This is a genomic window from Xanthomonas sp. CFBP 8443, from assembly GCF_025666195.1.
GTDB lineage: Bacteria > Pseudomonadota > Gammaproteobacteria > Xanthomonadales > Xanthomonadaceae > Xanthomonas_A.
Window position 1 is genome coordinate 1,406,289 of record NZ_CP102592.1, and the last position, 14,148, is coordinate 1,420,436.

Below are 14,148 nucleotides of genomic sequence, written 5' to 3' on the forward strand. Positions count from 1 at the left end.
CACCGTGGGCGGCCTGCGTAACAGGCAACAGGAACCAGCATGAGCAAGCGGATCTATTCCAGGATCGCGGGCACCGGCAGCTATTTGCCTGAAAAGGTGTTGACCAACGACGATCTGTCGCACATGGTCGACACCAGCGACGAATGGATCCGTACCCGTACCGGCATCCGCGAGCGGCATATCGCCGCGCCGGGCCAGACGGCCGGCGACCTGGGCTACGAAGCCGCGCTGAAGGCGATCGAAGCGGCCGGCATCGATGTCGCCGCGCTGGACATGATCGTCGTCGGCACCACCACCCCGGACCTGATCTTCCCGTCCACCGCCTGCCTGATCCAGGCGCGGCTGGGCGCGGTCGGTTGCGCCGCGCTGGACGTCAACGCCGCCTGCTCGGGCTTCGTCTACGCGCTCAGCGTGGCCGACAAGTTCATCCGCTGCGGTGACGCCAAGACCGTGCTGGTGATCGGCACCGAGACCCTCAGCCGCATCGTCGACTGGACCGAGCGCACCACCTGCGTGCTGTTCGGCGACGGCGCCGGCGCGGTGGTCCTGCGCGCCGACGAGGACACCGGCATCCTCAGCACCCATCTGCATGCCGACGGCAGCAAGAAGGAACTGCTGTGGAATCCGGTCGGCATCTCCACCGGACTCGGCGACGGGACCGGCGATGCGTCGGCCGGCGGCATCCAGATGAAGGGCAGCGAGGTGTTCAAGTACGCGGTCAAGGCGCTGGACGCGGTGGTCGACGAGACCCTCGACGCCAACGGCCTGAACAAGGGCGACCTGGACTGGCTGATCCCGCACCAGGCCAACCTGCGCATCATCGAAGCCACCGCCAAGCGGCTGGAGCTGTCGATGGAGCAGGTGGTGGTGACGGTGGACATCCATGGCAACACCTCGTCCGCCTCGGTGCCGATGGCGCTGGACGTGGCGGTGCGCTCCGGCCGCGTGCAGCGCGGCCAGCTGCTGCTGCTGGAAGCCTTCGGCGGCGGCTTCACCTGGGGCTCGGCGCTGCTGCGCTACTGAGCCCCGGGTTGCGGCGGCACCTGGCCTGCGGGCCGCGTGCCGTGCGCTGCAGGCACACGCGGCGCGGCCGCTCGCTCCAGATCCGCAATGCAGCGGCGATAGCGCCCCTCATTCACGTCGGCGGTGAACACGACTGAGTGGGCAGGGCGGCGCATCCGCGTCAGTGGCTGGCGAGCTGCGCCTGCCGCGGCGGCGCCAGCGTCCGCACCGGTCACTGCATCGCGAATCGGGTGCCGCCGACAACATGTCGCGGCGTGTCACCGGGAAGGGCATCGGCGATTCTCGATGCACGAAGCGCTTCTGCGGATGTCGATTTCCGCTGCCGACGGTCGTCGTAGACAGAGCAGGCCAACGCGCCTGCGCTCCTGTCCTGTCCGAGGTGACGACGATGCCACTGCAGCTCTACGCCCATCCGTTCTCGTCCTACTGCCAGAAGGTCCTGGTCGCGCTGTACGAGAACGGCACGCCGTTCGAGTACCGGTCGCTGTCGGCCGACGATCCGCAGCCGATGGCCGAACTGACCGCACGCTGGCCCTTCGGCCGCTTCCCGCTGCTGGTGGACGGCGAGCGGACGGTGGCCGAGGCCACGATCATCGTCGAGCATCTGGCCTTGCACCATCCCGGACCCGTGCGCCTGCTGCCGTCCGATCCGCGCGCGGCGCTGGAGGTCCGTTTCATGGACCGCTTCTTCGACAACTACATCTCCACGCCGCAGCAGAGAGTCGTGTTCGATCGCCTGCGGGCCGAAGGCGAGCGCGATCCGCGCGGGGTCGCCGATGCCCGCGCCACGCTCGAAAAGGCCTATGCCTGGCTGGAGACGGCGATGGCTGGCCGCACCTGGGCGGCGGGCGACGGGTTCAGCCTGGCCGATTGCGCCGCGGCGCCGTTCCTGTTCTATGCGGACTGGACGCATCCGATCGACCCCGCGTTCGCAAACGTCCTCGCCTACCGCAAGCGCCTGCTGGCACGGCCCTCGTTCGCCCGCGCAGTGGACGAAGCGCGGCCGTACCGGGCGCTCTTTCCGCTCGGCGCGCCCGACCGCGATTGACTGGGTCCCGGCAGCGGGCCTGCGCGTCGATCCTGACCGGGGACGCCGCTACGGCGGCACGCTGGCCGGACACGCCGCAGCGCCGCCATGGCATCGCCGCTCGCCCTGTTCAGCCTCTTGACCGGGATCTGCCGCGCACGCGGCCATGGCGACAGACCGGTGGGCGCACATACGCCCGGGTACAGACGTACGGCCGGTTTCGCCCGTATCATCGCCGCTCGATTTTTGCAGGGCGGATCCGCGTGACCGATTCCACACTAGCCTTCGTTTTCCCCGGCCAGGGTTCGCAATCGCTGGGCATGCTGGCCGAACTGTCCGAGCTGCACCCGCAACTGCGCGACAGCTTCGTCGAGGCCTCCGACGGCGCCGGCGTGGACCTGTGGGCGCTGACCCAGGGCGGCCCCGAGGAAATGCTCAACCGCACCGAATACACCCAGCCGGCGCTGCTGGCGGCGAGCGTGGCGCTGTGGCGGCTGTGGCTGGCCCAGGGCGGCGCGCGTCCGGCGATGCTGGCCGGACACAGCCTGGGCGAGTACAGCGCGCTGGTCGCGGCCGGTGCGCTGTCGCTGCACGACGGCGCGCACCTGGTGCGCCTGCGCGGCCAGCTGATGCAGGACGCGGCCCCGGCCGGGGTCGGCGCGATGGCCGCGGTGATCGGCGCCGAGGACGCGCTGGTCGAGGAGGTCTGCGCGCAGGCCGCCGGCAGCCAGGTGGTGGTCCCGGCCAACTACAACTCCCCCGGCCAGGTGGTGATCGGCGGCGACGCCGCGGCGGTCGAGCGCGCGCTGGCGCTGCTGGCCGAGCGCGGCGTGCGCAAGACGGTGAAGCTGGCGGTCAGCGTGCCTTCGCATACGCCGCTGATGCGCGAGGCGGCCAACCGTCTGGCCGAGGCGATGCGCGGCCAGGCCTGGCACGCGCCGCAGCTGCCGGTGGTGCAGAACGTCGACGCCCAGGTGCACGACGGCGTCGATGCGATCCGCCAGGCGCTGGTCGAGCAGCTGTACCTGCCGGTGCGCTGGACCGGCTGCGTGCAGGCGCTGGCCGCGCGCGGCGCCACCCGCGTGGCCGAATGCGGCCCCGGCAAGGTGCTGACCGGGCTGGTCAAGCGCATCGACAAGTCGCTGGACGGGCGCGCCCTGGCCACCCCGGCCGACTTCGCCACCGCGCTCGAGACCTGGGCCGCCTGATGCCGCTGCCGCACGCGTGCGGGCATGCCCGCGGCGGCCTTCTTTCCCCCGGCGCCTGGCGCGCCGTCCGTCCCCCAAGGAACAGCAGATGAGCAAGCCATTGCAGGGCGAGATCGCCCTCGTCACCGGCGCCAGCCGCGGCATCGGCGCGGCCATCGCCGACACGCTGGCCGCGCAGGGCGCCACCGTCGTCGGTACCGCGACCTCCGCCTCCGGCGCGCAGGCGATCGGCGAGCGGATGGCCGCCAACGGCGGCCACGGCCGCGCGCTGGACGTCACCGATCCGGCCGCGGTCGAGGCGCTGATCGAGGCGATCGGCAAGGAATTCGGCGCGGTCTCGATCCTGGTCAACAACGCCGGCATCACCCGCGACAACCTGCTGATGCGGATGAAGGAAGAGGACTGGCAGGCGATCATCGACACCAACCTGACCAGCGTGTTCCGCACCTCCAAGGCGGTGCTGCGCGGCATGATGAAGGCGCGCAAGGGCCGCATCGTCAACATCGCCTCGGTGGTCGGGGTGACCGGCAATCCGGGCCAGGCCAACTACGCCGCGGCCAAGGCCGGGATCATCGCCTTCTCCAAGTCGATGGCCAAGGAAATCGGCTCGCGCGGCATCACCGTCAACGTGGTCGCGCCGGGCTTCATCGACACCGACATGACCAAGGCCCTGCCCGAGGCGCAACGCACCGCGCTGCTGGACCAGATCGCGCTCGGCCAGCTCGGCCAGCCGGCCGACATCGCCAACGCGGTGGCGTTCCTGGTCGGTCCCGGGGCCGGCTACATCACCGGAGAGACTCTGCATGTGAACGGCGGAATGTACATGCCGTAAGCCTGCGGCGCAGGGAACGCGCCTAAGTGGCTGATCGACCGGCATTTGTGCAGCGATGCAAGGGCCGGGCGGTTTCCACTACACTATCCAACGCGGCCATCGCAGCCCGATGGCGTTTCGAACCACCACTACTCCATCTGGAGCGATATCCCAATGAGCACCATCGAAGAACGCGTCAAGAAAATCGTCGTCGAACAACTCGGCGTCAAGGAAGAAGAAGTCACCAACAGCGCATCGTTCGTCGATGACCTCGGTGCCGACTCGCTGGACACCGTCGAGCTGGTGATGGCGCTGGAAGAAGAGTTCGAGTGCGAGATTCCGGACGAAGAAGCCGAGAAGATCACCTCGGTGCAGCAGGCCATCGACTACGTCAAGGCGCACGTCAAGAGCTGATGCTCCGTTCTCGATCGCGATCGGCGCCTGCGTGGGTCCGGTCCGCGTGACAATCCCATGGGGCCGCGCATGCGGCCCTGTGTTTTTACAGCGTCAACGCCGCGCGCATCGCGGCGAGGAGATTTCGCAATGAGCCGTCGCGTCGTCATAACCGGCATGGGCCTGGTATCGCCGTTGGGCAATGACCTGGCCAGCAGTTGGGAAGGAATCGTCAACGGGCGTTCCGGCATCGGCCCGATCACCCAGATCGATGCGTCGCAGTTCACCACCAAGATCGCCGGCGAGATCAAGGATTTCGATCCGACCAAGTACATGTCCTCCAAGGACGCCAAGAAGATGGATTCGTTCATCCACTACGGCGTCGGCGCCTCGCTGATGGCGCTGGACGATTCGGGCCTGGTGATCGACGACAGCAACGCCGAACGCATCGGCGCGATCCTCGGCTCGGGCATCGGCGGCCTGCTCGGCATCGAGGAGCAGACCATCAAATTCCACGAGGGCGGCGCGCGCAAGATCTCGCCGTTCTACGTGCCCAGCACCATCATCAACATGCTGCCGGGACAGGTGAGCCTGCTCAAGGGCCTGAAGGGCCCGACCTTCTCGGCGGTCTCGGCCTGCGCCACCTCCAATCATTCGATCGGCACGGCGATGCGCATGATCCAGCACGGCGACGCCGACGTGATGCTGGCCGGCGGCGCCGAGCGCGGCTCCTCGCCGACCTCGGTCGGCGGCTTCTGCTCGATGAAGGCGATGTCCACCCGCAACGACGATCCCACCGCCGCCTCGCGGCCGTGGGACAAGGGCCGCGACGGCTTTGTGCTCGGCGACGGCGCCGGCGTGCTGGTGCTGGAAGAGTACGAACACGCCAAGGCGCGCGGCGCGCGGATCTACGCCGAGCTGGTCGGCTTCGGCGCCAGTTCCGATGCATTCCACATGACCGCCCCGAGCGAGGATGGCGAAGGCGCCGCGCGCAGCATGGTCGCGGCGATGAAGGACGCCAAGCTCAATCCTGAGCAGATCGATTACCTCAACGCGCACGGCACCTCCACGCCGCTGGGCGACCTGGCCGAGACCCTGGCGATGAAGCGCGCGCTCGGCGACCACGCCTACAAGACCATGGTCAGCTCGACCAAGTCGATGACCGGGCACCTGCTCGGCGCGGCCGGCGGCGCCGAGGCGATCTTCTCGGTGATGGCGATCCACGCCGGCATCATCCCGCCGACGATCAACCTGGAAGAGCCGGGCGAAGGCTGCGACCTGGACTACGTGCCGAACGTGGCGCGCGAGAAGAAGATCGATGTGGCCATGTCCAATGGGTTCGGCTTCGGCGGGACCAACGGGACATTGGTGTTCAGGCGGCTTTGAGGTTGCGGGAGTCGGGACTCGGGCACCGGTCGGGACTCGGGACTCGGGACTCGGGACTCGGGACTCGTAGAGCCTACTTGCTGGTTTGAATCGCGAGCTGGTTTTTGGCGCGCCTTTTTCTGATGCGGAGAAGGCGCCCGTACCGCGGGAACGGGCGCGTCCGTGGTTGCGCCTGTGTCCCCTATGGCGGCGTCGCATCACCTCCCATCCTCCCGCCGGATTTCTGATGCTGCGTACCGTTCCCCTGCCGGCCGACACAGATCTGCTGGCGCTGCACCGCCTGGCGCCGCAGCGCTATCCGCTGCTGCTGGAATCGGCCGCGTCGGGGACCGCGCAGGGCCGCTGGGACCTGCTGCTGATCGCCAGCGACGAGGGCCTGCGCCTGGACCGCGACGGTGTGACCCGCGACCTGCACGGCGCGCCGCTCGCGGGCGATTTCCTGGCGGCGCTGGACGCGCAATGGCACGCCGAACGCTGCGCGCGCGACGAACCGCGCTGGCCGTTCCGCGGCGGCTGGGCGCTGCTGCTGGACTACGAACTGGCGGCGCAGGTCGAGCCGGTGCTGCAGTTGCCGCAGGGACAGGCGCCGGCGCCGGTCGCCTTGGCCCTGCGCTGCCCGGCCGCGCTGCTGCGCGACCATGCCAGCGGCGAGTGCGTGGCGCTGGCGGAGACCGCGCATGCGGAACTGCTGGACCAGCTGCTCGCCGATCTGCAGGCCTTGCCCGCTGCCGCGCCGCTGCCGAGCTGGACCCCGCCGCTGGCGATCGACGAAGACCCGCCGCAGCGCTTCGTCGACGGCGTGCGCCGCATCCTCGATTACCTGCGCGCCGGCGACGTATTCCAGGTCAACCTGTCGCGGCGCTGGTCGGCGCGCTTCGCCGCCGCTGTGGACCCGGCCACGCTGTACGCGCAGCTGCGTCGCGCCAATCCGGCGCCGTTCGCCGGCCTGTTCGTCGGTCATGGTCGCGCGGTGGTCAGTTCCTCGCCGGAACGGCTGGTGTCGGTGCGCGGCGAGGTGGTCGAGACCCGGCCGATCGCCGGCACCCGCCCGCGCGCGCCCGGCGACGACGAGGCCGCGCGCATCCGCGAGCTGGTCGGGCATCCCAAGGAACGCGCCGAGCACGTGATGCTGATCGACCTGGAGCGCAACGACCTGGGCCGGGTCTGCGCGCCGGGCAGCGTCGAGGTCGACGAGCTGATGACGGTGGAGAGCTACGCGCACGTGCACCACATCGTCAGCAACGTGCGCGGCCGGCTGCGCGACGGCGTCAGCCCCGGCGAGGTGATCCGCGCCACCTTCCCCGGCGGCACCATCACCGGCTGCCCCAAGGTGCGCTGCATGCAGATCATCGCCGAGCTGGAACGGACCCCGCGCGGCGCCTACACCGGCGCGTTCGGCTGGCTCAACCGCGACGGCGACATGGACCTGAACATCCTGATCCGCACCGCCGAAGTGGACGGCGCGCAGGCGCATTTCCGCACCGGTGCCGGCATCGTGGTCGACTCGCAGCCCGAACGCGAGCTCGACGAGACCCGGGCCAAGGCGCGCGGCCTGCTGCGCGCGCTGGAACCGTGAGCGGCGCGCGCGCGATACCGGCCGGTGCCGGTCGCGCGGTATCCTGCACCCCGTTGAATTCGCTTCGAGGTGGTCGTGGCTTGGGCTAAACGCGGGTGTCTGACCCTGCTGGCGACGTTGCTGGTGCTTGCGCTGCTGGCCGCCGCGGCCGGCGCATGGTGGTGGCAGGGCTATCGCGCCTTCTCCGAGCGGCCGCTGCACGCGGCGCAGCCCAGCGTGGAAGTGGCCCGCGGCGATTCGTTCAACGGCATGCTGCGCAAGCTGCGCGCGGCCGGGGTCGAGCAGGGCAGCGACCTGCAATGGCAGCTGCTGGCGCGCCAGCTCGATGCCGCCGGCAAGCTCAAGGTCGGCGAATACGCGCTGCAGCCGGCGCTGACCCCGCGCGAGCTGCTGCTGCGCATGCGCAAGGGCCAGGTGATCCACTACCGCTTCACCATCGTCGAGGGCTGGAACATCCGCCAGCTGCGCGCGGCGCTGAACGCGGCCACGCCGCTGCGCCACGTCACCACCGAGCTCAGCGACAGCGAACTGATGACCAGGCTCGGCCAGCCCGCACAGCATCCGGAAGGCCGCTTCCTGCCAGAGACCTACTTGTACCAGCGCGAGGACAGCGACCTGGACGTGCTGCGGCGCGCCCACGCGGCGATGGACAAGGCGCTGGCCGAAGCCTGGGCCGCGCGCGCCGCCGACCTGCCGCTGCAATCGCCGGAACAGGCGCTGGCCCTGGCCTCGATCGTGGAGAAGGAAACCGGCCTGGCCGCCGAGCGGCCGCAGATCGCCGGCGTGTTCGTGCGCCGCCTGCGGCTGGGCATGAAGCTGCAGACCGATCCGACCGTGATCTACGGCATCGGCAGCGCCTACGACGGCAACATCCGCAAGCGCGACCTGGAGACCGACACGCCGTACAACACCTACACCCGCGCCGGCCTGACCCCGACCCCGATCGCCATGCCCGGCCGCGACGCGCTGCGCGCGGCGACCAACCCGGCGCCCGGCGACAGCCTGTACTTCGTCGCGGTCGGCGACGGCAGCGGCACGCACGTGTTTTCCGCCAGCTATGCCGAGCACACCGCGGCGGTGGCGCGCTACCTGCAGCGCCTGCGCGCGCGCAGCGGCGCGGCGGTGACGCCATGAGCGAGGCCGTGCTGCGCCACCATCGCTTCGTCAGCCTGGAAGGCGGCGAGGGCGCCGGCAAGACCACCGCGATCAACGCGATCCGCGACTGGCTGCAGGCGCAGGGCCACGAGGTCGTACTGACCCGCGAACCCGGCGGCACGCCGCTGGCCGAGCGCATCCGCGAGCTGCTGCTCAACAACGCGCCGGCGTTGCAGCCGGCCGAGCCGCTGGCCGCCGAGGCCGAACTGCTGCTGGTGTTCGCCGCGCGCGCCCAGCACGTGCGCGAGGTGATCCGCCCGGCGCTGCAGCGCGGCGCCTACGTGGTCAGCGACCGCTTCACCGATTCCAGCTACGCCTACCAGGGCGAGGGCCGCGGCCTGGACCGCGCCTGGATCGCCGACCTGGAACGGCGCGCGGTCGGCCTGCAGCCGGGGCTGACCCTGCTGCTGGACCTGGACGTGCAGATCGGCCGCGCCCGCACCAGCGGCCGCGACCTGTGGCCGGACCGGATCGAGAGCGAGCAGGACGATTTCTTCCAGCGCGTGCGCGCCGGCTTCCGCCAGCGCGCCGCGCAGGACCCGCAGCGCTTCCGCACCATCGACGCCAGCCAGCCGCCGCAGGCGGTGGCGCACGATGTGGCCGCCGCGCTGGCGGCCTGGGTGCAGCAGGAGCGCGCGCCATGAGCGAGCTGTCCTTCGCGCCCTGGCAGCAGCGCGCCTACGAACAGACCGTGGCCGCGCTCGACGCCGGCCGGCTCGGCCATGGCCTGCTGATCTGCGGCCCGGACGGCCTGGGCAAGCGCGCGGTGGCGCTGAAGCTGGCCGCGCACGTGCTCGGCCAGGGCGAACCGGCCGCGAACCTGCGCAGCGCGCAGCTGATCGCCGCCGGTACCCATCCCGACCTGCAGCTGATCTCGTTCATTCCCAACCGTACCGGCGACAAGCTGCGCACCGAGATCGTCATCGAACAGGTGCGCGAGATCTCGCAGAAGCTGTCGCTGACCCCGCAGTACGGCATCGCCCAGGTGGTGGTGGTGGATCCGGCCGACGCGATCAACCGCGCCGCCTGCAACGCCCTGCTCAAGACCCTGGAAGAGCCGCAGCCCGGCCGCTACCTGTGGCTGATCAGCGCGCAGCCGGCACGGCTGCCGGCGACCATCCGCAGCCGCTGCCAGCGCCTGGAGTTCAAGCTGCCGCCGGCCGACGAGGCGATCGCCTGGCTGCTGGCCCAGGAGTTCCCGGAAAAGACCGCGCGCGAGGCGCTGGCCGCCGCGCGCGGCCACCCCGGCCTGGCCGCGCAGTGGCTGCGCGAGGACGGCCTGAAGCTGCGCCGGCAGGTGGCCACCGACCTGGAGCAGGTCGCCGCCGGCAAGCTGGGCACGGTCGAGGCGGCGCAGCGCTGGAGCGGCGACGGCCTCGCCGAGCAGCGCCTGGGCCACGCCGCCGACCTGGCGCTGGCGCAGGCCTCGCAGGCTGGCTTGACCGACCCGGCGCGATTGCACAAGCTGGCGACCTGGTTCGACGCAGCCAACCGCACCCGCGACCTGCTGCGCACCACCGTCCGTGGCGACCTGGCCATCGCGGAACTGTTGTTGGCCTGGCGCGATGGCGATCGCCCGGTCCGGAGAGGGGGACAACGATGAGTGCGATGAGCGGACGTCAGGGCATCCTGTCGCTGGCGGTGAAAGACAAGGCGGCGCTATACAACGCGTACATGCCGTTCGTGAAGAACGGCGGCATCTTCGTGCCCACGCCCAAGCGCTATTTCCTGGGCGACGAAGTGTTCCTGCTGCTGACCCTGCCCGATTCCAGCGAGCGCCTGCCGGTGGCCGGCAAGGTGATCTGGGTGACCCCGATGGGCGCGCAGGGCAACCGCACCGCCGGTATCGGCGTGCAGCTGCCGGACAACAGCGAAGGCGAGACCATCCGCAACAAGATCGAGACCCAGCTGGCCGGCACCCTCAACGCCGACAAGCCCACCCAGACCATGTAGCGGCCGCGCCGGCATGGCGTCCGCGGGGACCGTTGACGCCAGCCGCAACGCCCCTATAATGTGCGGCTCGCGACACGGGCGGTTAGCTCAGCGGTAGAGCATTGCCTTCACACGGCAAGGGTCGCAGGTTCGAACCCTGCACCGCCCACCACGAAATCAAGATTTTACGAGAAGCCGGCCTAGTGCCGGCTTTTTCGTATCTGCACGGTAACCGCGACGACGAGTGCAGAACGGCGGTATCGACGTGCGTGTTGAATGATGCAGCCGTGTCGGAATCCTGATACCGCCGCGCCGAACTGTTGGCGATCCTCGCCATGCCGGACGCGGGCCACAGGCCGCTCGTCCCGCGGGCCTTGAGCAGGCCTCGCCGAAATTCGGAACACGCTGCCGTTGGCGGCCCTAAGAGCTGCCGCGAAAAAGACCCAGGCGCAGATTGCTGAAGCGTTAAACGGTTCACAGGCTGCTGTGTCCAAGTTCGAGGGTCGCGGCGACTTTCTGTTGTCCACCCTGTGCAAATACGCCCAGGCGCTCAGTGCGCGCGTGGAGCTGTCTATCCACCTGGATGGTGGAACATTTGACTCAACCCCTTATGAAGACGAAGGTCAAATGTGCTTCCGCTTGGCAAAACGCCACACCAAGAAAATTGCCGCCGAAAGCATGCTCAACACGATTCACCTGCTAAGTGAACTGAGTGACCACCCGGTCCAGATGCGCGAATCCAATGCTGGCGGGAGTCGCCGTAGAAGCGGTCACTACCGCAGCGAACGCATGCCGGACCGCGGAGCTGACTGCGATGACTAACGGATTGCGCTTGCAAGTAGGCGCCCTGCAGCGGCAGTTGGAACCCGCATCGCCGGATCCGTTCGGTGCGAACGCGCTGCGACTGGACCCAGCGGAGTTTTTGCGTTTTCTGCGCGATGCGCAGGGACGCCTGACGGGCTTCGAGTTCGATGGCGAGCGGTATTTGACATAGCCGTAAGCGTGGCCGGAACAAGGTAGAAGCAACGGCCAGCACGGGCGCGATCGCCAGGCGGGTTCGCCCTACCGGGCCAGCGCACGTGTTCGCAGCGCGCGTCGGCCATTTCGTCGGCCTTATCCTCGTTTTGTCCGAAGGCACCCGCCCAGGTATTGGGCCGGTTCCATACTCGCGGCCGTTCCATCATGCCGGGGTACATCGTGCGAAACCTTTTCCGTTCCGTTACTTATCGCTTGCTTGTCGGTGTGCTTGTCTTCCTCTGCGCGGCGATGCCGCTGCGGGCGCAGTCGCAGGCGACGCCACTCGAAGACTTCATCGCTACCTATGCCGCGCAACACGGCTTCAGCGGTACTGTCCTGGTCCAGCAGGACGGCAAGCGGCGATACCAGCGCAGTTTCGGCCTGTCCAGTGTCCAGTACGGCGTCGCCAACGGCGACCAGACCCGGTACTGGATCGCTTCCATCACCAAACTGTTCACCGCCACCCTGGTGCTGCAACTGCATGAAGAAGGAAAACTGGACCTGCAGGCGAACGTGGCCAGCTACCTGCCCGATTACGCCATCGCCGGTGCCGACCGTATCACTTTGCATCAGCTTCTCAACCACACTTCCGGACTGCAGAACTTCGACCAGGTGAAAAGCTTGGAGCAGGCGTTGACCGGGGGCTTGCCGACCTACCAGTCGCCCTATACCAGCGATCGGTTGATAAGAAAATTCTGCAGCGGACCGCTACTGCATGCCCCGGGCACGACGTTCGACTACAACAACGGCGATTACCTGATCCTGGGCAAGGTCATCGAACGCGTCACCGGCAAAGCCTACGAGCAGGTGTTGCAGGACCGGATTCTGAAGCCGCTGGGACTGACCCATACCGGCATGCTGCGCCATGAAAGCATCGTCGAAGGCCTGGCCTCCACCTACTCGTATCGCGAAGACCTCAAGTCCCTGTCCAACGACTTCCCGGTCTATCCGGAGAACTGGTACTCCGCCGGCGCGATGTACTCTACGGCCGAAGATGTGCTCAGGTTCTCGGACGCGCTGTTCGGGTCCGGCCTGTTGCGCAAGGAAAGCATCGCCCGGCTGACCACCCCCGGGCTCGACGACTACGGTTATGGCCTGTGGGTCTACGAGACGCGGATAGGCGCCGCCAAGCACCGCGTCGCCAAACGTCCCGGCCGGATCATGGGCGCGCAGGCGCAGCTGTATCGTTTCCTCGACCGCGACCTGACCATCGTCATTCTCGCCAATACCGCCAACACCGACCTGGACGAATTCGTTTCGCGGATAGGCAAGGTCGCGGTCGGTTCAAAGTAGTGCGTGCGATGACTGCTCGCGCGGCCCGAGCCGTCCCCTGTTCGTGATATCTGCGAAGATGATGCGGTCGAAATTTCTTGGAAAGATTTTTTGATTCCCATGCATACGGAGATTGATGCGCTTTCGATTGACGGCTATCGCGCGTTTCAAGCGCACGTGAAATGCTGGGTCTGCTCACATCACGCGGACCGCACGGCACTGCCAATCTGCCATCAGTGATGATTGAGCCGAGTGTGTTAGCGCGAGTTCGAGCGCGTAAAGTGGCCGCGGCGTGGCTGTCATCAGCATGTTCGGTCCCGGTCGCTGCAGACCGAGTACGCGACTGAACTAGAGCGAGCGGCCTCGGCCCGTTGGCATTGATCATCCGATTCCAACCTGTACCCAGCGCGGACTGACCAGCCCTGGCTCCCCTTCGGCTCACGAATCGCTCACGGCCGCTATAGATACTCCGGCCATGCCTGAAGGTCCTTCGATCGTCATCCTGAAAGAAGAGGCGGCCGCGTTCGCGGGCCGCAAGGTGCTGCGGGTGTCCGGCAACAGCAAGCAGGAGCTGGCGCGGATGCTCGGCCGCAAGATCCTGTCGCTGCGCAGCTGGGGCAAGCACTTCCTGATCGAGTTCGATGGGTTCAGCGTGCGCATCCATTTCCTGCTGTTCGGCAGCTACCGGATCAATGCGCGCAAGGAGGCGCCGGCGCGGCTGAGCCTGGGTTTCGCCAAGGGCGAGGAGCTGAACTTCTACGCGTGCTCGGTCAAGTTCATCGAGGGCGCGCTGGACGAGGCCTACGATTGGCGTGGGGACGTGATGAACCCGGATTGGGACGCGGCGCAGGCGCGGCGCAAGTTGCGCCTGCGGCCGCGCACGCTGGCCGCCGATGCGTTGCTGGACCAGGACGTGTTCGCCGGGGTCGGCAACATCATCAAGAACGAAGTGCTGTTCCGCATCCGCGTGCATCCGGAGAGCGAGGTCGGGGCGTTGCCGCCGCGCAAGCTGGCGGAGTTGGTGACGCAGGCGCGCGAGTACAGCTTCGATTTCTACAACTGGAAGAAGGCCTTCGTGCTGAAGAAGCACTACCAGGTGCATACCAAGACCACCTGTCCGCGCGACGGCCATCTGCTGACCTATCGCAAGCAACTCGGCAAGGCGCAGCGGCGTGCGTTCTTCTGCGAGCACTGCCAGCGCCGCTATGCGCTGGATGCTTCCGATGCCGGGGCGTCTTAGAACGCAGAGGGCGTTTTCGGCCGGTGCGATTGAACGCGAGTGCGGGCGCGGCGGTACGCTTCGCTGTCGCGCGATCCGATGCCAAGACGCTCGAGTGCAGGGCATTGC

The 14,148-nt window shown here is 68.2% G+C and carries 15 protein-coding genes and 1 tRNA gene; all 16 read left to right on the plus strand.

What is annotated here, in order from left to right; genetic code table 11:
* Positions 1-39: 39 nt before the first annotated feature.
* The 16 genes from NUG20_RS06085 (at position 40) to NUG20_RS06160 (ending at position 14,040) form a co-directional block, all read left to right on the plus strand.
* A complete protein-coding gene (locus NUG20_RS06085) occupies positions 40-1,023 on the plus strand; it encodes a beta-ketoacyl-ACP synthase III (RefSeq protein ID WP_263397493.1) in 984 nt (327 codons plus the stop codon).
* 388 nt (positions 1,024-1,411) lie between these two features.
* A complete protein-coding gene (locus NUG20_RS06090) occupies positions 1,412-2,071 on the plus strand; it encodes a glutathione S-transferase family protein (protein WP_317852744.1) in 660 nt (219 codons plus the stop codon).
* A 242-nt stretch (positions 2,072-2,313) separates the two neighbouring features.
* The gene (fabD, locus tag NUG20_RS06095) at positions 2,314-3,258 is read left to right on the plus strand and encodes an ACP S-malonyltransferase (RefSeq protein WP_263397495.1); all 945 of its coding nucleotides are present in this window, start codon (positions 2,314-2,316) and stop codon (positions 3,256-3,258) included.
* A gap of 88 nt (positions 3,259-3,346) precedes the next feature.
* The gene (gene fabG, locus NUG20_RS06100) at positions 3,347-4,090 is read left to right on the plus strand and encodes a 3-oxoacyl-ACP reductase FabG (protein WP_263397496.1); all 744 of its coding nucleotides are present in this window, start codon (positions 3,347-3,349) and stop codon (positions 4,088-4,090) included.
* A gap of 153 nt (positions 4,091-4,243) precedes the next feature.
* Entirely contained in the window at positions 4,244-4,483 is a 240-nt protein-coding gene (acpP, locus tag NUG20_RS06105) for an acyl carrier protein (protein WP_046981398.1), read from the plus strand.
* Positions 4,484-4,612: 129 nt separating this feature from the next.
* A complete protein-coding gene (gene fabF, locus NUG20_RS06110; protein ID WP_263397497.1) occupies positions 4,613-5,848 on the plus strand; it encodes a beta-ketoacyl-ACP synthase II in 1,236 nt (411 codons plus the stop codon).
* 226 nt (positions 5,849-6,074) lie between these two features.
* Positions 6,075-7,424, plus strand: coding sequence for an aminodeoxychorismate synthase component I (locus NUG20_RS06115; RefSeq protein WP_263397498.1), 1,350 nt, complete (start codon positions 6,075-6,077; stop codon positions 7,422-7,424).
* Between the two features lie 75 nt (positions 7,425-7,499).
* Positions 7,500-8,558: an endolytic transglycosylase MltG gene (gene mltG, locus NUG20_RS06120; protein WP_263397499.1), complete on the plus strand. Its 1,059-nt coding sequence runs from the start codon at positions 7,500-7,502 to the stop codon at positions 8,556-8,558.
* A complete protein-coding gene (gene tmk, locus NUG20_RS06125; protein ID WP_263397500.1) occupies positions 8,555-9,223 on the plus strand; it encodes a dTMP kinase in 669 nt (222 codons plus the stop codon). Before mltG ends, tmk begins: the two co-directional genes overlap by 4 nt.
* Complete coding sequence (locus tag NUG20_RS06130) at positions 9,220-10,182, plus strand: DNA polymerase III subunit delta' (RefSeq protein ID WP_263397501.1); 963 nt, start codon at positions 9,220-9,222, stop codon at positions 10,180-10,182. The genes tmk and NUG20_RS06130 overlap by 4 nt, the downstream gene beginning before the upstream one ends.
* Positions 10,179-10,532 (plus strand): PilZ domain-containing protein, encoded by a 354-nt coding sequence (locus NUG20_RS06135; protein WP_003468813.1) that lies wholly within the window; start codon positions 10,179-10,181, stop codon positions 10,530-10,532. Before NUG20_RS06130 ends, NUG20_RS06135 begins: the two co-directional genes overlap by 4 nt.
* Positions 10,533-10,608: 76 nt before the next feature.
* Positions 10,609-10,683, plus strand: a tRNA-Val gene (locus tag NUG20_RS06140).
* Positions 10,684-10,922: 239 nt separating this feature from the next.
* Positions 10,923-11,333: a type II toxin-antitoxin system RelB family anti-toxin gene (locus NUG20_RS06145; protein WP_263397502.1), complete on the plus strand. Its 411-nt coding sequence runs from the start codon at positions 10,923-10,925 to the stop codon at positions 11,331-11,333.
* Entirely contained in the window at positions 11,326-11,505 is a 180-nt protein-coding gene (locus tag NUG20_RS06150; RefSeq protein WP_263397503.1) for a hypothetical protein, read from the plus strand. The genes NUG20_RS06145 and NUG20_RS06150 overlap by 8 nt, the downstream gene beginning before the upstream one ends.
* Positions 11,506-11,693: 188 nt before the next feature.
* The gene (locus tag NUG20_RS06155; protein ID WP_263397504.1) at positions 11,694-12,821 is read left to right on the plus strand and encodes a serine hydrolase domain-containing protein; all 1,128 of its coding nucleotides are present in this window, start codon (positions 11,694-11,696) and stop codon (positions 12,819-12,821) included.
* A gap of 454 nt (positions 12,822-13,275) precedes the next feature.
* The gene (locus NUG20_RS06160; protein WP_263397505.1) at positions 13,276-14,040 is read left to right on the plus strand and encodes a DNA-formamidopyrimidine glycosylase family protein; all 765 of its coding nucleotides are present in this window, start codon (positions 13,276-13,278) and stop codon (positions 14,038-14,040) included.
* Positions 14,041-14,148: the final 108 nt, after the last annotated feature.